The sequence below is a fragment of the Streptomyces sp. NBC_00390 genome (assembly GCF_036057275.1).
In the GTDB taxonomy this organism is placed as follows: Bacteria; Actinomycetota; Actinomycetes; order Streptomycetales; family Streptomycetaceae; genus Streptomyces.
This window is the reverse complement of the sequence record NZ_CP107945.1, coordinates 6,435,248-6,455,318: the sequence shown is the minus strand read 5'-3', so window position 1 is coordinate 6,455,318 and position 20,071 is coordinate 6,435,248. Positions and strand designations below refer to the sequence as shown.

Annotated in this window: 14 protein-coding genes; 4 read left to right on the top strand and 10 right to left on the bottom strand. The window is 70.4% G+C overall.

Annotation, left to right across the window (positions count from 1 at the left end; translation table 11 throughout):
* Positions 1-7 precede the first annotated feature (7 nt).
* The 5 genes from OHS70_RS28500 to uvrC all read right to left on the bottom strand — a co-directional run bounded on the left by OHS70_RS28500 (position 8) and on the right by uvrC (position 8,070).
* The gene (locus OHS70_RS28500; protein ID WP_328401977.1) at positions 8-2,956 is read right to left on the bottom strand and encodes a M14 family metallopeptidase; all 2,949 of its coding nucleotides are present in this window, start codon (positions 2,954-2,956) and stop codon (positions 8-10) included.
* Positions 2,957-3,113: 157 nt separating this feature from the next.
* Complete coding sequence (gene whiA / locus OHS70_RS28495) at positions 3,114-4,103, bottom strand: DNA-binding protein WhiA (protein WP_005318962.1); 990 nt, start codon at positions 4,101-4,103, stop codon at positions 3,114-3,116.
* Positions 4,094-5,128 (bottom strand): gluconeogenesis factor YvcK family protein, encoded by a 1,035-nt coding sequence (locus OHS70_RS28490; RefSeq protein WP_328401974.1) that lies wholly within the window; start codon positions 5,126-5,128, stop codon positions 4,094-4,096. The genes whiA and OHS70_RS28490 overlap by 10 nt, the downstream gene beginning before the upstream one ends.
* On the bottom strand, positions 5,125-6,066 hold the full coding sequence (rapZ, locus tag OHS70_RS28485) for an RNase adapter RapZ (protein WP_328401972.1): 942 nt from the start codon (positions 6,064-6,066) through the stop codon (positions 5,125-5,127). Before rapZ ends, OHS70_RS28490 begins: the two co-directional genes overlap by 4 nt.
* 6 nt (positions 6,067-6,072) lie before the next feature.
* Positions 6,073-8,070, bottom strand: coding sequence for an excinuclease ABC subunit UvrC (gene uvrC, locus OHS70_RS28480; protein ID WP_328401970.1), 1,998 nt, complete (start codon positions 8,068-8,070; stop codon positions 6,073-6,075).
* Positions 8,071-8,346: 276 nt separating this feature from the next.
* Between uvrC and OHS70_RS28475 the strand changes: the two genes are divergently transcribed.
* Entirely contained in the window at positions 8,347-9,279 is a 933-nt protein-coding gene (locus OHS70_RS28475) for a hypothetical protein (RefSeq protein ID WP_328401968.1), read from the top strand.
* Positions 9,280-9,301: 22 nt separating this feature from the next.
* Here OHS70_RS28475 and OHS70_RS28470 read toward each other — a convergent pair whose 3' ends face one another.
* On the bottom strand, positions 9,302-9,757 hold the full coding sequence (locus OHS70_RS28470; RefSeq protein ID WP_328401966.1) for a Rieske (2Fe-2S) protein: 456 nt from the start codon (positions 9,755-9,757) through the stop codon (positions 9,302-9,304).
* Positions 9,758-9,911: 154 nt separating this feature from the next.
* Between OHS70_RS28470 and OHS70_RS28465 the strand changes: the two genes are divergently transcribed.
* Positions 9,912-10,808, top strand: coding sequence for a carbohydrate kinase family protein (locus tag OHS70_RS28465; protein ID WP_328405960.1), 897 nt, complete (start codon positions 9,912-9,914; stop codon positions 10,806-10,808).
* A gap of 148 nt (positions 10,809-10,956) precedes the next feature.
* Here the strand turns inward: OHS70_RS28465 and uvrA are convergent, their stop codons facing one another.
* Positions 10,957-13,950 carry an excinuclease ABC subunit UvrA gene (uvrA, locus tag OHS70_RS28460; RefSeq protein ID WP_328401964.1) on the bottom strand — a complete coding sequence of 998 codons (2,994 nt, stop codon included), beginning with the start codon at positions 13,948-13,950 and terminating at the stop codon, positions 10,957-10,959.
* Positions 13,951-14,144: 194 nt separating this feature from the next.
* Between uvrA and OHS70_RS28455 the strand changes: the two genes are divergently transcribed.
* Positions 14,145-14,828 carry a maleylpyruvate isomerase family mycothiol-dependent enzyme gene (locus tag OHS70_RS28455; RefSeq protein ID WP_328401962.1) on the top strand — a complete coding sequence of 228 codons (684 nt, stop codon included), beginning with the start codon at positions 14,145-14,147 and terminating at the stop codon, positions 14,826-14,828.
* A gap of 9 nt (positions 14,829-14,837) precedes the next feature.
* Positions 14,838-15,494, top strand: a complete 657-nt coding sequence (locus tag OHS70_RS28450; RefSeq protein ID WP_328401960.1) for an MBL fold metallo-hydrolase — start codon at positions 14,838-14,840, stop codon at positions 15,492-15,494.
* A gap of 263 nt (positions 15,495-15,757) precedes the next feature.
* Here OHS70_RS28450 and OHS70_RS28445 read toward each other — a convergent pair whose 3' ends face one another.
* The 3 genes from OHS70_RS28445 to OHS70_RS28435 all read right to left on the bottom strand — a co-directional run bounded on the left by OHS70_RS28445 (position 15,758) and on the right by OHS70_RS28435 (position 20,040).
* Entirely contained in the window at positions 15,758-16,510 is a 753-nt protein-coding gene (locus OHS70_RS28445) for an alpha/beta hydrolase (RefSeq protein ID WP_328401958.1), read from the bottom strand.
* Between the two features lie 242 nt (positions 16,511-16,752).
* Entirely contained in the window at positions 16,753-17,775 is a 1,023-nt protein-coding gene (locus tag OHS70_RS28440) for a TerC/Alx family metal homeostasis membrane protein (RefSeq protein WP_328401956.1), read from the bottom strand.
* Between the two features lie 264 nt (positions 17,776-18,039).
* Positions 18,040-20,040 (bottom strand): TerD family protein, encoded by a 2,001-nt coding sequence (locus OHS70_RS28435; RefSeq protein WP_328401954.1) that lies wholly within the window; start codon positions 20,038-20,040, stop codon positions 18,040-18,042.
* Positions 20,041-20,071: the final 31 nt, after the last annotated feature.

Below are 20,071 nucleotides of genomic sequence, written 5' to 3'. Positions count from 1 at the left end.
GCGCTGGTCAGCGCCGAAGGGCGGTCAGCGCTGCGGCGATGATCCGCCGGCGCTCGGCAGCGGCCGGCACATGCTCCAGGCCGAAACCGAGCAGGACGCTGTCCCTCGTGGCGACCGCCGCCGCGGAAGGGTACAGGTCCTGACTGCGCTCCCAGTTCCCGCGCGGGGCCGGGCTGCCCTGCGGAGGTCCCGCCGCCGTCCAGGGCCCGAGCGAGGTCTCGAAGCCGTCGGCGCCCTGCTCACCGCCGCCGGTCACCAGCTTGGTCTCGTCGACGAAGATGCCGCGGCCACCGTCGCCGGGGTCGGTGATGTACGACAGGGAGACCTCGATCTGCTTGCCCGCGTAGGCGCTGAGATCGAACGACGTGGCCCGCCAGCCGTCGGAGGCTCCGGTGAAGGAGTTCCAGCTGCCACTCGTGCCACTCGCCGTACAGCCACCCGCACCGACGGTGAGGTAGTGCCTCAGGAACGGATGCTGGTTGACGTAGAAGCCTTCGCCGCACTGGGTCGGCACGGTGGTTCCGGTGCCGCCGCCGGTGTCCGGCAGGGTCGTCCAGTCGTCCTGGCCGACCGTGTGGACCTCGAGGACGGCATTGTCGTAGCCGGGCTCGGTGTTGAAGCTCAGCGCCATGTTCAGCGCGGGCTTGTCGGCCGCGGCCGTGCCACCGAGATCGATCGTGCGCGACAGGCGCATCCAGGAGCCGTTGCGGTGGGTGGCTGCCGCGTACCAGTCACCCGCGTACGGCGAGAAGGGCATGCGCACGCCGGGGTACTCGCCCGCTGCCGCGCTGCGGAACTGCGGGAACTCGCCGGCCGGCAGGGTGTCCGAGGTGATCGTGTACGCACCCGCGGCGTCCAGCGGGTTGCCGGGTGCGCCGGCCAGTGATCCGAAGCCTCCGGCGAGACCTCCGGTGCCGCGGAATCCGGTGACCCCGGCGAGCGAGGCACGGCCCGACGCGCCGAGGTAGTACTGGGCGAAGTCGTCGCTGAGCGCGCCGCCGAGGTTGGCGTTGCCGCCCGCCCGTTCACCCGCGGTGACCAGCTTGCCGCCGTCGTTGAGATAGTCGCGCACGGCCTGGGTGGTGGCCCAGGACGGCGCCGCCGCGCCGGTGTACCAGACGACGGACCGGAAGTGGCTGAGCACGCCGAGGGGATCAGGGGTGCCCTGGGTGGCGACGTCCCAGACGGCGCTGCGCCGGTTGTTGTCGGCGAGGGCCTTCGTGTACGCCGCGGCGTGCTGGGCCGGGGCGGTACCGCCCTCCTCGGCGATCACCAGCGTGTCGCCGCGCGGACGTTCGGCGATCCGGTAGGTGAAGTGCTCGCTGGACGTGGACTTTCCGGCCCCGGTCTCACCGGTGAACCAGACCTCGACGGTGTCGCCGACAATGCCGTCCTGGACCTTGGCGCGGTACTCGTCGAAGCGGATGTTGTCGTCGCCGCCGTATGTCTCGCCGCCCTTCCAGCGCCGCAGCGTCTGGTCATGGACCCGGCCGCCGTTGACGCGGTACTTGAGCTCCTTGTCACGTACCGACTTGCGGACGATGACGGACACTTCCTGGTCGCCGCCGCGGGCGTAGGAAGTGGTGAACGGCTGCGGGGTGAAGTCCGCCGCCTCCAGGCCGAGCGAGGAGGAGGGCCGGTCGGGGTGGAGGGAGGTCTCGGCGACGGAGAGGGCGAACGGGATGTTCTTGGCGAACTCCTGCTGGATCAGCTTCTCGTCGTCGGGGAAGGTGAAGACGGAGGCGCAGTCGGCGGCGTTCCAGGGATCGCCGGGGTCGATCCGGGAGGCGGTGGCACAGGTCGACATCTCCGGGGTGTACATCATCATCCCGTTGACGTTGGCCGCGTGGCCGTCGGCCTCGCCGTTGGTGGTGTAGAGCTCGGAGGAGACCTGGGGGTGGTAGCCCGGGATCGCGGAGTTCTCCGGGGTGCCCGCCAGCGCCTCGTACAGCACGTCGTCGGGGGTCGGGGTGGCGACCTGCCAGCCGACGCCGTAGAGGAGCAGCTCGGCCGCGGAGTGGTAGTTGATGCCGTACTCGAAGCCGATGCGCTTCTGGAACGCGTCGATCGCCTTGGTCTCGGGCTCGGACGCCGGCCCGGTGCCGCGATAGGTCTCGTCGAACGGATCCGGGGACGAACCCTCGTTGTCGTAGCCCCACTTGTAGGCGAAGTTGCGGTTGAGGTCGACCCCGTCGCCGGGGGCGATGACGCCGTCGCCGTCGTTGTCGCGCATGTTCTTGCGCCACTGCCGCTCGGCGGTGCCCTTGAACGTGTAGTCGTAGCCGTCGGGGTTGGCGGAGAGCACGAACCACACCTCGGAGGCGTCCACGATCCTGGTGATCTGCGGATCCTTGCCGTAGCCGGTCAGGTAGTGGTGCATCAGCCGCCGGGTCATCTCCGGGGTGATCCACTCCCGGGCGTGCTGGTTGGACATGTACAGCGTGGCCGGCCTGGAGCCGTCCTTGTGCTTCCTGGCGCCCTTGGAGATCTTCAGCGCGAGGATGTCCTGGCCCTTCACGGACTTGCCGATGCTGACGACCTTGGTGATGTCCGGGTTGGCCTTGGCGGCCTCGAGGATCTCGCTCTTGAGACCGCCCTCGCCGCTGTACGGGCGGAAGACGCCGTCACCGGCCGCGGCGACGCGCCGTTCGGCCGCCTTCGGGACCGTGTGCTCGGTGACGCCGATGCCCTGCTCGCGCAGTTCACCCGCCTGCCGTTCCGTCAGATAGAGCTCGATCGTCGCGGTGCCCTTGGCCGGCACCTGCTCGGTCAGCTCATGTGCGTCGGCACCGGCCGCGAGGATCAGCGGCACCTGTGCCCTGGTGACTTTCGCATGCCATACGGAGAGTTCCTCACCGCTGCCGTCACCGGGGTCGGCCTGCGCGATCGGCGCCGCCGAAAGTCCGGCAACCAGCAGTGAAGCCGCAGCGAGGATCGATCTCGCCCTGCGTCTCATAAGCCCCCCTTGCTGTTGTCTGCCACGAAAGTGAACATGCGCCAGGCTCATGACTCTCCATGATCATGTCAATAGTGCGTCGGGTGCCGGGAAAACAATGCTGCCGACGCCTCAACAGGCGTCGGCAGCAAAGCTGTTGAGCTGCATGCCGTAGGAGTCAGCCGACGAGACCGTCTGCCATCTCCTCCGTCAGATTGGACTCCGTGCCCGGAATCCCGAGGTCCTGGGCCCGCTTGTCGGCCATCGCCAGCAGCCGGCGGATACGGCCCGCGACCGCGTCCTTGGTCAGCGGCGGATCGGCAAGCGCCCCCAGTTCCTCGAGGGAGGCCTGCTTGTGCTCCATACGGAGCCGGCCCGCGGCGGCGAGGTGCTCGGGCACCTCCTCGCCGAGGATCTCCAGCGCCCGCTGCACCCGAGCGCCCGCGGCAACCGCAGCCCGGGCGGAACGGCGCAGATTCGCGTCGTCGAAGTTGGCGAGGCGGTTGGCGGTGGCGCGCACCTCGCGCCGCATCCGCCGTTCCTCCCACGCCAGCACCGACTCATGGGCGCCGAGCCGGGTCAGCAGCGCACCGATCGCGTCCCCGTCGCGTACGACCACCCGGTCCACGCCCCGCACCTCGCGCGCCTTGGCCGCGATGGACAGCCGGCGGGCGGCACCCACCAGCGCCAGGGCGGCCTCGGGGCCGGGGCAGGTGACCTCCAGCGAGGAGGAGCGGCCCGGCTCGGTGAGCGAACCATGGGCCAGGAAGGCGCCCCGCCAGGCGGCCTCCGCATCACAGGTGGCCCCCGAGACCACCTGCGGGGGCAGCCCGCGGATGGGGCGGCCGCGACCGTCCACCAGGCCGGTCTGGCGGGCCAGCTGATCGCCGCCCGCCACCACCCGCACCACGAAGCGCGAGCCCCGGCGCAGCCCGCCAGGAGCCATCACCATCAGCTCGGAACTGTGCCCGAAGATCTCCAGGATGTCGCGCTTGAGCCGGCGCGCCGCAATCCCGGTGTCCAGCTCCGCCTCGATCACGATGCGGCCGCTCACCAGGTGCAGCCCGCCCGCGAATCGCAGGATCGCCGAGACCTCCGCCTTTCTGCAGCAGGTCCGGGTGACGGGAAGCCGGGAGATTTCGTCCTTCACCGCTGCCGTCATCGCCATGGGCCGATCCTTCCATGCATCCGAAAAATACGGTCGTACGCGGCGGCCAACAGCTCCGGGTCGTGCCTCGAAACGCTGTCGGGCGAGGCCACCGGAGCCAGCTCGACCGCGGCCCCCAGCCGACTGGCGGCCTCGGCGAGGGAGGCGCGGTCGCGCACTGCGGCCTCGTCGGCCAGCACCACGTCCAGGGCGAGTTTAGGCGCGTGTCGTCCCAAAACCTCCAAATGACGCTGCGGGGAGAACCCTTCGGTTTCCCCGGGCTGTGGCGACAGATTGAGGGAGAGGACCCGGCGCGCCTTGGTCTCCACCAGGGCGTCCAGCAGTTCGGGAACCAGTAGATGCGGGATCACCGAGGAGAACCAGGAGCCGGGGCCGAGAACCACCCAGTCGGCGTCCAGCACCGCCTCGACTGCCTCCGGTACGGCCGGCGGGTCGTGCGGGACGAGATGCACGGACTGCACCTCGCCCGGGGTGAGCGCGACGGTGGCCTGGCCCCGGACCGTCTCCACAGCGTCCGGGCGCGCCGGGTCGTGCCCCCGCACCAGCGCCTCGAGGTCCAGCGGCACGGCCGACATCGGCAGCACCCGCCCGTGCGCGCCCAGCAGCTTGCCGACCAGATCAAGGGCCTGGACATGGTCGCCGAACTGCTCCCACAGGGCCACGATCAGCAGATTGCCGACCGCATGCTCGTGCAGCTCGCCCTTGGACTGGAAGCGGTACTGGATGACCCGGGCCCAGGTCTGGCCCCAGTCGTCGTCGCCGCACAGCGCGGCGAGCGCCTTGCGCAGATCACCGGGCGGCAGTACGCCGAGCTCCCTGCGCAGCCGCCCGCTGGAGCCGCCGTCGTCGGCGACGGTGACGACCGCGGTGAGATCTCCCGTGATGCGGCGCAGGGCCGCCAGCGACGCCGACAGGCCCATTCCGCCGCCGAGGGCGACGACCTTGGGCTGGGCACCGCGCTTCCGTGCCGACAGCGCGTGCGTGGTCCTGCGCAGCCGCCGCAGACGGAGGTTGCGTCCGGTCACTCGCGCCCCATGTCACGGTGCACGACGACGGTCTCGACCCCGGCGGCGGACAGCCTGGCCGCGAGCTTCTCGGACGTGGCGACGGAGCGGTGCTTGCCGCCGGTGCAGCCCACCGCGATGGTGACGTACCGCTTGCCCTCACGGCGGTAGCCGGCGGCGATCAGCTGGAGCAGCTCGGTGTAGCTGTCCAGGAACTCCTTGGCGCCGGGCTGGTTGAAGACATAGTTCGAGACCTCTTCGTTGAGGCCGGTGAAGGGACGCAGTTCCGGGACCCAGTGCGGGTTCGGCAGGAAGCGCATGTCGACGACCAGGTCGGCGTCGACGGGCAGTCCGTACTTGAACCCGAACGACATCACGGTGGCCCGCAGCTCGGGCTCCTCGTCGCCCGCGAACTGGGCGTCCATCTTGGCGCGCAGCTCGTGCACGTTCAGGCTGGAGGTGTCGATCACCAGATCGGCGTCACCGCGCAGCTCGCGCAGCAGATCGCGCTCGGCGGCGATACCGTCGACGATCCGGCCGTCGCCCTGCAGGGGGTGCGGACGGCGGACCGACTCGAAGCGGCGCACCAGGGCGTCGTCGGACGACTCGAGGAAGACGATCCGGCGGGTGACCTGCTTGGCGTCCAGGTCGGCCAGGGACTCGCGGAGATTGTCGAAGAACCGCCGGCCGCGTACGTCGACGACCACCGCGATCCGCGCGACGTTGCCCTGCGAGCGGGCGCCGAGCTCCACCATCGTGGGGATCAGCGCAGGGGGCAGGTTGTCCACGACGAACCAGCCGAGGTCCTCCAGGCACTTCGCCGCCGTACTGCGCCCGGCGCCCGACATTCCGGAGATGATCACCAGCTCAGGGATGGCCGCGTCCGCGGCAGCATCGCCGGGCTCGGTTCCGTTGCCCGTACTCACGTCTGCTGCTCCGTCTCCATCGTGCTCGGTCATTTCGCGCTATCCCCCGTCGTTCTCTTCAATGATCTCTCCAGTCGCCGTATTCACGGCAGGGGCGGCCGGAACCGCCTGGGCCAGGGCCACGACCACGGACTCCGCCGTCTTGCGGCCCATGCCGGGAACCTCACAGATCTGCTCGATTGTCGCCTGCCGCAGCCGCTTCACCGAGCCGAAATGCTTGATCAGAGCCTGTTTGCGGGTCTCTCCCAGCCCGGGGACCGCGTCCAGCGGACCGGTCCTGATGCGCTTGGTCCGTTTCGAGCGCTGATAGCGGATGGCGAAATCGTGAGCTGTGTCACGTACCCGCTGGAGGAGGTACAGCCCCTCGCTGGAGCGGGGCAGCACGACGGGGTCGTCGTCGTGCGGCAGCCAGACCTCCTCGAGGCGCTTGGCCAGACCGCAGACGGCGACATCGTCGATGCCGAGTTCGTCCAGAGCGCGCTGGGCCGCCGCGACCTGCGGCTGCCCTCCGTCGACCACGACGAGCTGGGGCGGGTAGGCGAACTTCCTCGGCTTCCCGTCGTCGGAAGCGTCGTCGGGATCATCGCCGCCGATCCACTCCCCCGTCCGGTCCTTCTCGGCCAGATACCGCTTGAAGCGGCGGGTGACCACCTCGTGCATGGACCGGACATCGTCCTGGCCCTCCCCGTGCCAGAGCTGCGTGTCCCCGGCGCGGCCCTTGATCTGGAAGCGGCGGTACTCGCTCTTGCGGGCCAGGCCGTCCTCGAACACCACCATGGACGCCACGATGTCCTCGCCCTGCAGGTGCGAGATGTCGAAGCACTCGATCCGCAGCGGGGCGGAGTCCAGGCCGAGCGCCTCGGCGATCTCCTCCAGGGCGCGGGAGCGGGTGGTGAGGTCGCTGGCGCGCCTGGTCTTGTGCAGCGCGAGCGCCTGCTGGGCGTTGCGCTGGACCGTCTCCATCAGGTCCTTCTTGTCGCCGCGCTGCGGTATGCGCAGCGACACCTGGGACCCGCGGCGGCCGCTCAGCCACTGCGTCACCGCGTCCGTCTCCTCGGGCAGTGCCGGGACGAGGACCTCCTTGGGGACCGCGTCGCCGCTCTCCTCCCCGTACAGCTGTTGCAGGGCGTGCTCGACCAGACCTGCCGTGTCGACGTTCTCGACCTTGTCGGTCACCCAGCCGCGCTGGCCGCGCACCCGTCCCCCGCGGACGTGGAAGATCTGCACGGCAGCCTCCAGCTCGTCCTCGGCCAGGGCCATCAGATCAGCGTCGGTGGCGTCAGCGAGGACCACCGCGTTCTTCTCCAGCGCGCGCCTGAGTGCCTCGATGTCGTCGCGCAGCCGGGCCGCCTTCTCGTACTCCATCTCCTCGGCCGCGGCCATCATCTGCTTCTCGAGCCTGCGGATGTACGTGCCCGTGCGTCCGGCCATGAAGTCGCAGAACTCCTCCGCCAGTTCGCGGTGCTCCTCGGGGGTCACCCGGCCCACGCAGGGCGCCGAGCACTTGCCGATGTAGCCCAGCAGGCAGGGGCGGCCTCTTTGCACGTGGTTCCTGAACACCCCCGCGGAGCAGGTGCGCACCGGGAAGACACGGAGCATCAGGTCGACCGTCTCGCGGATCGCCCACGCGTGTCCGTACGGGCCGAAGTACCGCACGCCCTTGCGCTTGGCGCCGCGCATGACCTGGACCCGGGGGAACTCTTCGTTGAGCGTCACCGCGAGATACGGATAGCTCTTGTCGTCGCGGTACTTGACGTTGAACCGGGGGTCGTACTCCTTGATCCAGGAGTACTCCAGCTGAAGCGCCTCCACCTCGGTGGCGACGACGGTCCACTCGACCGAGGCTGCGGTGGTGACCATGGTGCGGGTGCGCGGGTGCAGATTCGCCAGGTCCTGGAAGTAGCTGGCGAGGCGCTGGCGCAGGCTTTTCGCCTTGCCGACGTAGATCACCCGGCGGTGCTCGTCACGGAATCTGTAGACCCCCGGAGAGTCGGGGATCTCTCCCGGCTTGGGACGGTAGCTGGAGGGGTCTGCCATGCCGACCACCCTACTGTCGGGCGGTGACAGCGTGGTCATGTCCGGGGCCCGGGACAGGACGGTGCTGCCGGTGGCCCGATGCCGCGGTTGAGTATCAGTCCTTGTCGGAGGCAGGCCAACACGCTTCAATGCGGGGTGACGCGGCCCTGTGAACGGTGTGGTCCGGATGTGAACACCTCCGTCCCGCCCCCACCTGGAGGGCCGCTGCCGCCCATCCACAGCGGTCAGCCCTGCTCGTGAACGTGCACCGACGCGATGAGTCCCCGGAGGGAAGCCATGGGCCACACCGAAGCCGATCTGGCACAGGTGCTGGACACCGGCCCGTTCCATCTGGCGCTGCGCGCCGCCCTCGCGGTGCGCGGGCTGCCGCTCCAGCGGGTCCAGCACCATCTCGCGCATCGTGGCATCAAGGTCGGCGTGACCAGTCTCAGTTACTGGCAGCAGGGCGCGCGCCGCCCGCAACGGCCCGAGTCGCTGCGGGCGGTGCGGGCGCTGGAGGACGTACTGGAGCTGCCGGGGAACTCGCTGCTCCGTCTGCTCGGCGACGGCGACGGACGCTCCCACACGGATCTCGAACGGCCGGCCGCCCGCTCGTACCGCTCACTGGTCGAGCCCTCCGGAGTGGTGGAGCAGCTGCTCGCGGATCTCCGGTCGCCGACGGACGGCGGGCTGCACACGGTCGGACACCAGGAGCGGGTGCGCATAGGACGGGAGCGTGAGCTGGTGGGGCGGCAGTCGCAACACGTGGTGCGCGCCCACCGGGACGGCGTCGACCGCTATCTGGCCATCCACCACGGCGACCCGGGGTGCGATCCGGCGCGGGTGGCGGTGAAGGCGCTGGAGAACTGCCGCACGGGTCGGGTGCGGTGGCACCAGGAGAGCGGGGTGGTGATCGCGGAGCTGCTGTTCGACGCCCGGCTGCGTGCGGGCGAGACGTACTTCTTCGGCTACGGCTTCGAGGACGGGACCGGCGGTCCGAGCACCGAATACGTGCGCGGGTTCAGTTTCGCGGGCGGGCAGTACGTGCTCCAGGTGCACTTCGCGGAGGAAGCACTCCCGGTGCGCTGCCGCCGCTTCGCGCAGGCGACCACGGGGGCGCCGCGCGGAGCCCGTACGGATCTGACGCTGAGCCGTCGGCACCGCACGGTGCATCTGGCCGAGCAGGGTGTGCGGCCGGGGATTCTCGGGATCGACTGGGACTGGGACTGAAGCCCTGGGCCTGCGGTCCTTCTCAGGCGTCCGGACCGGCGACGAGCCTGCCGCCCTCGACCTTGATCGGCACCTCGGGCAGCGGCACGGTCGCCGGGCCCACCACGGCCTTGCCGCTCGTCACATCGAAGCGGCTGCCGTGGCAGGGGCAGTTGCCCTCGTTGTTCTCGATCTTGTCGAGCACGCAGCCGGCGTGGGTGCACTGGGCGCTGAAGGCCCGGTACCGGCCCTCGGCCGGACAGCTCACGACCAGGCGCTGCTCGCGGTAGAGCCTCGCCCCGCCGACCGGAACGGCGTCGGCCTCGCCGAGGTCCACGGGCGCGGTGGGGGTGGGGATCCGGGCATGGCCGAGCTTGGATTCGGTGGAGCAGGCTGCCGCGCCCAGTCCGGCGGCACCCGCGAGCGCGGCGCCTTTCAGCACGGTCCGGCGGGCCGGGGGTGCCGACTGCCGAAGGTGAGGGGAGGGCTGGCCGGACATGGGAACTCCACGGATCAGGGGCGTGCTGTCTGGGCTCGTTGCCAGTGACAGACCCGACGATACCGGCGGAGATCGGAGGGGCTGCGGGCGGGCTCCGGTCGGCCGCCGGGGGCCATGGGTCACGGCCCATGAGGCCATGGGTTACGTTCGGGCCGTGTTCGTCGTCGCAGGAGAATCCCTCATCGACCTGGTCCCTCAGGAGAACGGCACACCGCTGCCGTTGCTGCTGCCACGCCCCGGCGGGGGCCCGTACAACACCGCGATCGCACTGGGCAGGCTCGGTGAGCACGTCGCATTCTGTTCGCGGGTCTCGACGGACGGCTTCGGGGAGGCGCTGCTGGCGGGGCTGCGCAGGGCGGGCGTCGACACGTCGCTCGTACAGCGCGGCCCCGAGCCGACGACGCTCGCGGTGGCGGCGATCGGCTCGGACGGCTCGGCCGGATACGGCTTCTACACGGAGGGCAGCGCTGACCGCCTTTTCGAGCTGCCGCACGCGCTGCCGGAGTCGGTACGGGCACTGGCGCTCGGCACATGTTCCCTGGTGCTGGAGCCCGGTGCGAGCGCGTACGAGGCGCTGCTGCGGCGGGAGGCGGGACGCGGGGTCTTCACCCTGCTCGACCCGAACATCAGGGCGGTCCTGATCCCGGACGCGGACGCCTATCGGGCGCGATGCGCGGGCTGGCTGCCGTACGTGTCGCTGCTCAAACTGTCCGAGGACGACGCGACCTGGCTGGGCGGTGTCCCCGAGGGCCCGGCCGCGGTGGTCCTGACCCGGGGCGGGTCCGGGCTGACGGTACGCACCCGGTCAGGTCTCGAGGTCTCGGTCCCGGCCGCCCCGGTGACGGTCGCGGACACGATCGGCGCGGGCGACACCGTGAACGCGGCGCTGCTGCACGGGCTCGCGGAGCGGGACGCCCTGTCCCCGGAGGGGCTGTCGTCGCTGGACGCGGCTGCCTGGACCGAGGTGCTGACCCTCGCCGCCCGCGCGGCTGCCGTGACGTGCTCCCGCACGGGCGCGGAACCGCCGTACGCGGCGGAGCTGGAGCTTTAAGGTCCCGTACCGCAGCGGGCCACGGCAGGAAGTCGCCGCCCGCAGCCGTGCCCACCCCCGTCCTGAACCGCCGTCCTGAACCGCCTCGCACCCTCGAGACGCCAAGGGCCGGACGCCCCAGGAGGCGTCCGGCCCTCGATGCGCCCGGTCAGGCCTTGCGCGCCCTGGCCGTGCGAGCAGTCGTCGCGCGGGACGTCACCGTCTTCTTCGACGCCGTCGCGTTCGCCGACACCGGCTTCTTGGCCGCCGCCTTCTTCGCCCTGCGCGCCGCCGGCACCGCGACCGCATCGCTGATCCGGTCCGCGTCCAGGATGTCCCGCAGGAACTTTCCGGTGTGGCTGGCCGGGACACCGGCGACCTGCTCCGGGGTGCCTTCGGCGATGACCAGGCCGCCGCCGCTGCCGCCCTCGGGGCCCATGTCGACGACCCAGTCCGCCGTCTTGATGACGTCCAGGTTGTGCTCGATCACGATGACCGTGTTGCCCTTGTCGACCAGGTTGGACAGCACCTTGATCAGCTTGCTGATGTCCTCGAAGTGCAGTCCGGTGGTCGGCTCGTCCAGGACGTAGACCGTGCGGCCCGTGGAACGCTTCTGGAGCTCCGACGCGAGCTTCACCCGCTGGGCCTCACCGCCCGAGAGTGTCGGCGCGGACTGGCCGAGCCGGACATAGCCGAGGCCCACCTCGTTGAGCGTCCGCAGATGGCGGGAGATCGTCGGCACGGCCTCGAAGAAGTGCAGGGCCTCCTCGATCGGCATGTCCAGCACCTCGGCGATGGACTTGCCCTTGTAGTGGACCTCAAGGGTCTCCCGGTTGTAGCGCGCCCCGTGGCAGACCTCGCAGGGGACGTACACGTCCGGCAGGAAGTTCATCTCGATCTTGATGGTGCCGTCGCCGGAGCAGTTCTCGCAGCGGCCGCCCTTCACATTGAAGGAGAACCGGCCGGGGAGATAGCCGCGGACCTTGGCCTCCATCGTCTCCGCGAACAGCTTGCGGACATGGTCGAAGACACCGGTGTACGTCGCCGGGTTGGAGCGGGGCGTGCGGCCGATGGGCGACTGGTCGACGTGAACCACCTTGTCGACGAGGTCGTCGCCCTCGACCCGGGTGTGCCGGCCGGGCACCGACTTCGCGCCGTTCAGCTCGCGCGCGAGGTGCGTGTAGAGGATGTCGTTGACCAGCGTCGACTTTCCGGATCCCGAGACACCGGTGACCGCGGTGAGCACGCCGAGCGGGAAGGAGACGTCGATGTCCCGCAGGTTGTTCTCCCGGGCTCCGTGGACGGTGAGCTGCCGCGTCGGATCCATGGGCCGGCGGATGTCCGGCGTCGCGATCGCCTTCTGGCGGGACAGATACTGCCCGGTCATCGACTCCTTGTTGGCCAGCAGCTCCTTCAGGGGGCCGGAGTGCACGACCTTGCCGCCGTGCTCACCCGCGCCGGGGCCGATGTCGACGACCCAGTCGGCGACCTTGATGGTGTCCTCGTCGTGCTCCACGACGATGAGCGTGTTGCCCATGTCTCGCAGCCGGACCAGGGTCTCGATCAGACGGTGGTTGTCGCGCTGGTGCAGGCCGATCGACGGCTCGTCCAGCACATACAGCACCCCGACGAGGCCGGAGCCGATCTGGGTGGCGAGCCGGATGCGCTGCGCCTCACCGCCCGAGAGCGTGCCGGCCGCGCGGTTCAGCGAGAGGTAGTCCAGGCCGACGTCGACCAGGAACCGCAGCCGCTCGTTGACCTCCTTGAGCACACGCTCCGCGATCTTCTTGTCGCGGGCGTTGAGCTTGAGCCGGCCCAGGAACTCCGCGCACTCACTGATCGACATCGCGGCGACGTCGGCGATGGACTTCTCCATCACGGTGACCGCGAGCACGATCGGCTTCAGCCTGGTGCCCTCACAGGTCGGGCACGGCACCTCGCGCATATAGCCCTCGAAGCGCTCCCTGCTGGAGTCGCTCTCGGCCTCGGAGTGCCGCCGCTTGACGAACTGGACGGCCCCTTCGAAGGCCGGGGTGGTGTACGCCCGCTCCCGCCCGTACCGATTGCGGTAGCGGACCTCGACCTGGGTCTTGTGGCCGTGGAGCAGGGCCTTCTTGGCACGCTGGGGCAGTCCCGCCCACGGCATGTCGGTGCTGAAGCCGAGCGCCTGTGCGAGCCCGCCGATCAGGCGTCCGAAGTACTCCTTGGTGTGGCCGTGCGACCAGGGGTGGATCGCGCCCTCGTCGAGGGACCTCTCCTCGTCCGGGACGATCAGCTCGGGGTCGACCTCCATGCGCGTCCCGATGCCGGTGCAGTCGGGGCAGGCGCCGAAGGGCGAGTTGAACGAGAAGGAGCGGGGCTCGAGCTCCTCGAAGGACAGGTCGTCGTACGGGCAGTACAGATGCTCCGAGTACATCCGCTCGCGCTCGGGGTCGTCCTCGGGGAGGTCGACGAAGTCCAGCACGACCATGCCGCCGGAGAGCCCGAGCGCGGTCTCGACCGAGTCGGTCAGCCGGCGCTTGGCGCTGTCCTTGACGGTGAGGCGGTCGACGACCACCTCGATGGTGTGCTTCTCCTGCTTCTTCAGCTGCGGCGGCTCGGCCAGCTGGACGGTCTTTCCGTCGACCCGCGCCCGGCTGTAGCCCTTGGTCTGCAGATCGGCGAAGAGATCGACGAACTCGCCCTTGCGCTCGCGCACGAGCGGCGACAGGACCTGGAAGCGGCTGCCCTCGGGCAGCTCGAGCACCTTGTCGACGATGGCCTGCGGCGACTGGCGCGAGATGGGCCGGCGGCACTCGGGGCAGTGCGGCTTGCCGATACGGGCGAACAGCAGGCGGAGGTAGTCGTAGACCTCGGTGATCGTGCCGACCGTCGAGCGCGGATTGCGCGAGGTCGACTTCTGGTCGATGGAGACGGCCGGGGAGAGGCCCTCGATGAAGTCGACGTCCGGCTTGTCCATCTGGCCCAGGAACTGGCGGGCGTAGGACGACAGGGATTCGACATACCGGCGCTGGCCCTCGGCGAAGATCGTGTCGAAGGCGAGCGAGGACTTGCCCGACCCCGACAGACCCGTGAACACGATGAGCGAGTCACGGGGGAGGTCGAGCGAGACGTTCTTGAGATTGTGCTCGCGAGCGCCACGAACGATGAGACGGTCGGCCACGCCGGTCCGCACCTTTCTTGAGAGAAGCGGGGGGCACAGCCCCCGTCCCAGACTGTTCCAGGCTATGGGGGCCGCCAGGTGATGGATGCCTGACTTTCAAGGATGCCTCCACCGAGCGTATAGCACGCACATTCGATTAGCGGACGCGCTCGGCCACCTTCACCCGATCGAGTGGCGGGTCTATCGTCTGCACCATGATCGATCCCAAGCGCGACCTGGACGCTGTACACGAAGCCACCGAGCGACTGCTCACCGCAGCCGCCGCTCTGGACAACGCCGCCACGAGCGGACCGTCACGGCTGCCGGGCTGGACCCGCGGCCATGTCCTGGCCCACCTGGCCCGTAACGCCGACGCCCTCGTCAATGTGCTCGAGGGCCGCCCCATGTACGAGAGCGCTGCGGCGCGCGAGGCCGATATCGAGCGCGACGCCCCCCGCCCTCTCACCGAGCAGCTCGCCGACCTCCGCGCGAGCGCCGACCGCATCCAGGCCGCCGGAGAGCGGGACACCGACTGGTCACGGACGGTCGAGCTCCGCAACGGTGTGACCGACAGCGCCTCCCGGCTGCCGTTCCGGCGTCTCGTCGAGGTCGAGCTGCACCATGTCGACCTGGACATCGGCTACGAGCTCGAGGACCTGCCGAAGGAGTTCACGGAGCGGGAGACCGACTTCCTCGCGCAGCGTTTCAGCGGGCACGCGGACGTCCCGCCGACCCGCATCCTGACCGACGCCGGCGAGTGGCACACCGGCGGCCCCGGCGGCACCCCGGTCACCGTCTCGGGCCCGGCGGCGGACGTGCTGGGCTGGCTCGCGGGCCGGCGGGACGGCGCGGCGCTGGAGGTCTCCGGAGGCCTGCTGCCCGCACTGCCCCCGCTATAGGCTGAGTCCATGACGTACAGCGGAGTGGTGAAGGTCGGCGGCCCTGCGGACGTACACGAACTGACTGACCTGATGATCTCGAAGGTCGCGGTCGGACCGATGGACAACAACGCCTATCTGCTGCGCTGCCGGGCCACCGGCGAGCAGCTGCTGATCGACGCGGCGGCCGAGCCGGAGACGTTGCTGGGGTTCATCGGCGACGACTCCATCGCGTCGGTGGTCACCACGCACCAGCACGCCGACCACTGGCAGGCGCTGGCCGAGGTGGTCCGCGAGACCGGCGCGCGTACCTACGCCGGGCGGTACGACGCCGACGGCATCCCCGTCCCGACCGATGTGCCCGTCGAGGACGGCGACACGATCCGGGTGGGCAGGGTCGAGCTGGTCGCCCGTCATCTGATCGGCCACACCCCGGGCTCGATCGCGCTCGTCTACGACGACCCGCACGGCCATCCGCACGTCTTCACGGGCGACTGCCTGTTCCCCGGTGGGGTCGGCAACACCCGCAAGGACCCGGAGGCCTTCGCGAGCCTCATCGACGGGGTCGAGAAGAAGCTCTTCGACGCACTCCCGGACGAGACCTGGGTCTACCCGGGCCACGGAAAGGACACCACTCTCGGCAACGAGAGGCCGCAGCTGCCCACGTGGCGCGAGCGCGGCTGGTAGACGGACGGCACGCGCCGGACGCCCGAGGCCCTGAGCCATGTCTGAACAAATAGCACCGTCCGCCCGCAATGCGGGGTGCGCGGCGTCCGGTGCCTGCAATCGCAAGGCGGTGGGGGTACCGCCCGGCCGGAGGCTGGGGGAGAACATCCTCGTACTGGACGTACGTGGATGACTCCGACAACACAGCTGGGAGTACCCCAGGCGAAGCTCCGGGGGAGGGCGTGCCGGGCGTCGCGCACCAGGCGGGATATGTCAGACACGGCCTAGCCGCCCGCGGCGTCCGTCGCGTCCGTGGCGTCGGTCGGCTCGGCGGCGCCCGCGCCCTCGAAGCTCCTCGCGATCACCGGCGGCAGCGGCCCCAGCCCCAGCAGACCCGTCACCACGCGGGTGGTGAGCGAGTGCCATTCGCCGGCGCGGCGCAGCATGGCGTGATCGCCGCCGGCCATGCGCAGCGCGCACACCTCGGCCCCCGCGGCGCGGGCCCTGGTGGCGAACGCCCAGGTCTCCTGCGGGTCGGTCACCCGGTCCCGGTCACCGTGCAGCAGTACGACGCGGCGGTCCGCGAGGTGGTCCACCGGTTCACCCTCGGGGCACCAGGGGGCAAGGCCCACGACGCCGGTCACCAGCGGATGTCCGCCGGCGTGCAGTGCGGCGCGCCCGCCCATCGAGTGGCCGACCAGCAGAGTGGGCACGGGGCCGGTCAGCAGGGCGAGTTCGTCCAGGGCGCTGAGGGCGTCACGTCCGGCGTCGGCCCGCGTGCCGTTCCAGCCCCGGTGGCCGTAACGGACGCGGCCGAGCACGATGTCGTGCCCGGCGGTGGCACGGGCGACGGCCCGTGCGAAGGGGTGCATCCGCACGCCGGGCAGGTTGAGGCCGGAGGGCGGCTCGAGGCCGTCGGCCCGGCCGCCGTGCAGCAACAGGACCGCTGCCCGGGGCGGCTGGGCGGTCCGGTCGATGCTCAATGTGAGGGGGGCGGCGGGCGCGGGCTCTTGCCGGCGTGTGCGTCGGGGTGTCATGTCCTCGGTCGTGTCGGCTCGGGACGGTCGTCCACCGTCGTCGTGCGTCGTGCGTCGTGCGTCGTACGTCGTACGTCGTACGTCGTACGTCGTACGTCGTACGCAACGGTATGCGGAAGGGTGCCGCGCCGCGTGCCTCCCCCTCCCCCGAGAGTCGGGCCCGTACACCGGGACCGGCGGGTGCGAAACGGCTCTGCCGTCCGCACCCGCCGGTCGGGGGTGTTGGTGCCTCGTCGGGGCCGTCAGGCGTCGACGCTGTCCTTGTCCGACTCCCCGGGGCCCTGGACCCCGGCCTTTTGGGCTTCCTCGGCCGCTTCGCGCTCGGACTGCTTCTTGGAGGCGATGAGGCTGGTGATCGTGGTGATGATCAGCACGCCGCAGATGAAGGCCAGCGAGAAGGGGATGGAGATCTCCGGGACGTGCACTCCGCTCTCGTGCAAGGCGTGCAGCACCAGCTTCACGCCGATGAAGCCGAGGATCACCGACAGGCCGTAGCTGAGGTGGACGAGCTTCTTGAGCAGTCCGCCGATGAGGAAGTACAGCTGCCGCAGACCCATGAGGGCGAAGGCGTTGGCGGTGAAGACGATGTACGGGTCCTGGGTCAGGCCGAAGATCGCGGGGATCGAGTCCAGCGCGAAGAGCACATCGGTCGTGCCGATGGCGAGCATGACCACCATCAGCGGGGTCAGGACGCGCTTGCCGTTGACCCGGATGAAGAGCTTGGTGCCGTGGTACCGGTCGGCGACCCCGAACCTCTTCTCGATGGACTTGAGGAGCCTGTTCTCCTCGAACTCGTCCTCCTCCTCGTCCGAGCGCGCCTCCTGGATGAGCTTCCAGGCGGTGTAGATCAGGAACGCGCCGAAGATGTAGAAGACCCAGGAGAAGCTGGCGATGATCGCGGCGCCGGCCGCGATGAAGATGGCCCGCAGTACCAGCGCGATCAGCACACCGACGAGCAGTACGCGCTGCTGCAGGTGGGACGGCACCGCGAACTTCGCCATGATCAGGACGAACACGAAGAGGTTGTCGACACTGAGCGACTTCTCGGTGATGAAGCCCGCGAAGAACTCGCCCGACGCCTGGCGCTCACCGAACACCAGCAGGCCCAGGCCGAAGAGTGCGGCGAGCACGATCCAGACGACGGTCCAGATGCCCGCTTCCTTCATGGACACGTCGTGGGGCTTGCGCCCGATGAAGAAGTCGACCGCGATCAGGGCGCTCAGACCGAGAATGGTCAGCACCCACATGTTCAATGAAACGTCCACTGCGCCTCCGGCGTCGTACGGCTATTGATCAGCGTCGTCGCTGCCGGAGGTCTCTTCCACCCGGGGCGACGCGATGCCGCAACCACGGGCCGGCGCCCCGGGACTTCTCTGTCTGTCCGTACTGACGGGCACGCCGCGAGTCGGGAGTACTCCCCTCCGCGCAAAGAACAGTACAGGGAAGCCCAATGAAAGGTAAAGGTTGAGGTAAAGCGCTCCTCAAATACGCAGGTCAGTGACTGGACCAGGAAAGGGGCCGAGGGCGGCTCAGCGGTTCCAGGAACGGCGGGCCGTGGCCACCTGGTCCAGAACCTGGCGCAGCACGTCGCTGCCCGACGGCACCATCGGCGGCTCGTACGTCCAGGCATGCCGCACCCACGGGTCGGCAAGGTGGTCGTCCGGGACCGGCGTGACGCGCAGCAGGGAGCGCCACAGCGGGTCCAGCACCGGGCCGTACGCGCTCGCGTCCTCGCGGTCGGCGACCATCATCAGATGGACGCCGACGGCCGGGCCCTCGTCGGCGAGATAGCGCAGCTGGGTGACCGCGCGATCGTCGAAGCCGTGCGGGAAGTCATTGACGATCAGCAGCTGCTCACCGGTGTCGAAGCCGGGCGGCAGCGCGTCGGCCGCGCCCCCGCGCATCGCCATCGACACCAGGTCCACGCGCTGGGTGAGCTTCGCCAGCACGTCGCTGACGCCCTGGGCGCCGGCGGCGGGCGGCGCCGCCAGCACCCCGGAGGCGACGAGCGGGGCGAGCGACGCGGCCGCGGAGCGGGCAGGGTCGATGACATGCACGGAGAACTCGCCGGGCGGATAGACGGCGAGCAGCCGGGCCGCGTGCGCGACCGCGCAGTCGACGGCGAGGCGGCGCAGCTGGGCGTCGTCCATCATCAGCGCGCCTTCCGATCCGCCCCGTCCGCTGTCGACCCACAGCCCGCGCTCCAGCGGCAGCCGTACGAGACAGGGGATGCGCAGCTCGGGGCTCTCGGGCAGATGGAGATCGCCGATGCGCAGCGCCATGGGGATCTCCATCGGGACCCGGTAGGCGTGCCAGGTGGGGTTGTCCCAGCGGGCAAAGGCGGGAGGCAGGGCCGGCTCGACGACCTCCGACTCGGCCGCCAGCTGGGCGAGGTCGCGGTCGAGGACCTGACGGGCCTGGTCGGTGAGCTGCTCGCACTTGGCGCGCGCCGCCTCGCGGGCCGCGTCACCGGTGCCGCCGATCCGGCTTCGCGGGTCGGACAGGACATGGTCGAGCTCCTGCTCCATACGGTTCTCGGCGAATTCGACCGCGCTGCGGTAGGCGGCCACCGCACGGGCGTAGTCCTCGAACATGCCCCACACCTGGTTGTACAGGCGCTCCTCCATCGACCAGCCGGTGGCGTCGCCGGCCACGGGCACGGGCGGGCGGCCCGGCTCGCCGGGCTGTGCGGCCGGAGGCGGCGGCGGGGGCGCGGTGGACTGCCGGCGCGGATGCGCGTAGTTGATGGGGCCACCGCTGGGCGTCTGCGGGGCGTCGGCGGTGGGCGTCTGCTGGGGCCCGGTGGCGCCGCCGGCGGTGGCGGGCTGAGGGCCGGCGAGCGGGAAGTCGTCGGGGAGGGCACTGCCGGCCGCGAGGGTGGCGTCCGCCGGCGCCGACTGGTCGGGGCCCGGTGCGGGGGTGCCCTGAGCGGCGTGGGCGTCGCCGCCGCTCGTACGCAGCCGGGCCGGTTCCGTACGCGGCGAGCGGGACGCGGCCTTCTCCTGGACGGCCGCCGCGATCCGGTCGGCTCCGTCCATGCCCTGGTCCCTGAGCAGCGCGGCCAGTCCGCCCGCGTACCCCTGGCCGACGGCGCGGATCTTCCAGGCGCCCTGGCGGCGGTACAGCTCGACGGCGACCAGCGCGGTCTCGCTGTCCAGTCCGGTGATGGTGAAGCTGACCAACTCGGCGTCGTCCTGGCCGACGACGGCGAGGAAGGGGGCTGCGGTGGCACCGAAGTGGGCCGGCCCGCCCGATGCCTCCGGGAGCGCGAGCAGCACATTGACCTGGTCCACCGCATCGGGCACCGCGTCCAGGTCGATGCTGAACCGGGGCGCCTCGGTGGCCTGCCCGGGCACCTCGATCCCGGGCAGCGCGGCGGCTCCGGGGTAGGCGATCGCGCCGTCGTCGACGGCCCCCTGCGCGTCGGAGCAGGTGGCGCAGGCCAGCACTGGATGGCCCGCCGACACCCGGATCTGCAGGCGGGTGTCGGGCAGGGGGTGGTTCTGCCCCCGGACCAGCTCGGCCGTCATCGCTCTGTCTCCTCGGTGCTGTGCGCTTGTG